Genomic DNA, 1,739 nt, shown 5'->3' with positions numbered 1-1,739 from the left:
GGCCCGCACCGCGCGCGCGCCGGCGCCGGACCTGCGCATCGCTGCGCGCGACCGCTTCGCCTTGCGCTATGCGGGCCTCGCCGCATTCGTGATGGCCGTGCTCTTCGGCTCGCTCTGGCGCGTGACCGAGGCACCCGGCCTCGTCGGACCGGGCACGACGGCCGATGCCGCCGCCGGCCCGACCTGGGAGGGCTGGGCGGAACCGCCGGCCTATACCGGCCGTCCGAGCCTCTACCTCAACACCCTGCCCGAGGGCCCGCTGGAATTGCCCGCGGGAAGCCGGATCACCCTGCGTCTCTATGGCGCCGCCGATGCCGTAGCGGTGAGCGAAAGCCTCTCAGGGCAGCCTCCCGCGCCGGCGACCGGTCCGGGCGATACCGTCGATACTGCCGCCGTCCGCGCCGTGGAATTCGAGGCGATCCGGTCCGGCCGCCTGACCATCGGCGGCGAGGGCGGGCGAGAGTGGCAGGTGACGATCCTGCCCGACGCAGCGCCCACGGTCGCCATCACCGGCGAGATCATGCGCGAGGCCGACGGCACGATGTCGCAGCCGTTCACCGCGAAGGATGACTACGCCGTGACCGCCGGCCGTGCGGTGATCGAACTCGACCTTTCCGCCGCCGACCGCCGCTACGGCCTCGCCCCCGATCCCGAGAAGCGTGAGGCGTTGGTCTTCGACCTGCCCATGCCGATCACCGGCAACCGCGCCGATTTCGCCGAGGCCCTGGTCGAGGATGCTTCCAAGCACCCCTGGGCGAACCTGCCGGTGCAGATGACCTTCGAGGTGACCGACGGCCGCGACCAGACCGGCACCAGCGACACGGTGAACCTGTCGCTGCCCGGCCGCCGCTTCTTCGACCCGGTGGCCTCGGCGCTGATCGAACTCCGCCGCGACCTCCTCTGGACCCGCGACAACGGCGCCCGCGTCAGCCAGATCCTGCACGCGCTCACCCACCGGCCCGAAGGGCTCGTCCGCAACGAACGTGCCTACCTCATGCTCTCGGTCGCGATCCGCAGGCTCGACGCCGCGCTGGCGCAGGGACCGCTCTCGCCCGCCATGCGCGACGAGGCGGCAGAGGCGCTCTGGTCCATCGCCGAACTGATCGAGGACGGCGGGCTCGCCAACGCGCTCGAGCGGATGCAGCAGGCGCAGGAACGGCTGTCGGAGGCGATGCGAAACGGTGCCTCGCCGGAAGAGATCCAGAAGCTGATGGACGAGCTGCGCCAGGCGACCGACGACTATATCCGCCAGCTCGCAGAGAACATGGAGCGGCGGGGGGCCGACGAGCCCGGCCAGCAGGCCGATGCCGGCCAGCAGATCACCGGCGACCAGCTTCAACAGATGATGGACGAGATCCAGCGGCTGATGGAGGAAGGCCGCATGGCCGAGGCGCAGGAACTGCTCGACCAGCTCAGCCGCATGATGGAGAACCTGCGGGTGACCGAGGGCCAGCCCGGCCAGAACGGCCAGCGCGGCCCCGGCGCCCAGGCGATGGAGAACCTGCGCCAGACGCTGCGCGAACAGCAGGGCCTTTCGGACGAGACCTTCCGCGACCTTCAGCAGCGGGGCGGGCAGCAGCAGGGCATGGAGGGCCAGCGCCAGCCCGGGCAGGACGGCCAGAATGGGCAGGAGCCGGGCGGCGGCCAGGGACAGGACCAGGAGGGTCAGCAGGGCCGTGACGGCCAGGGTGGCAGGCCCGACGCGCTGCGCCCGGGCGACGGCGGCGACTCCCGCAGCC

Annotated in this window: 1 protein-coding gene; it reads left to right on the top strand. The window is 71.9% G+C overall.

All coding sequences use genetic code 11. From position 1 onward, the window contains the following. Window positions 1–1,739: DUF4175 domain-containing protein (locus F9K34_RS18970; RefSeq protein WP_291338651.1), on the top strand; the 1,739-nt coding region annotated here is incomplete at both ends.

It is taken from the genome of Albidovulum sp., assembly GCF_008933605.1.
Classification (GTDB): Bacteria; Pseudomonadota; Alphaproteobacteria; order Rhodobacterales; family Rhodobacteraceae; genus Albidovulum.
Note: the sequence above shows the minus strand (reverse complement) of the source record. Positions and strands in the feature narration are given on the sequence as shown.